The 235-nt window shown below is 65.1% G+C and carries 1 protein-coding gene; it reads left to right on the top strand.

The window, feature by feature from the left end; translation table 11 throughout:
- On the top strand, nt 1-235 hold a 235-nt coding region (locus tag ACVA58_RS28735; protein WP_446513630.1), incomplete at both ends, for a LysR substrate-binding domain-containing protein.

Here is a 235-nt window from a genome sequence, read left to right as displayed (position 1 = left end):
CCATTGCGCGCAAGCAGATCGACGGCGGCATCATGGCTTGGCGTCGTGATGAGGCACCGCATCTGTCCGGTATTGCGCTGTTGAGCGACCGCTTTGTCCTGGCCATGCCCGCAGCGCAAGCTGCTCACCCCAAGGCGCCGAAGCGGCTGGCCGACGTGGCGGATCAGCCGTTCGTGTGGTTCGATCCGGAGCGTTCTTCGGCGCACCATCGCTTCTTGATGCGGCAGTGCGAGCG

This window comes from Photobacterium sp. DNB22_13_2 (genome assembly GCF_052873915.1).
The sequence above is the reverse complement of the archived record's forward strand: the minus strand, read 5'-3'. Positions and strand labels throughout refer to the sequence as shown.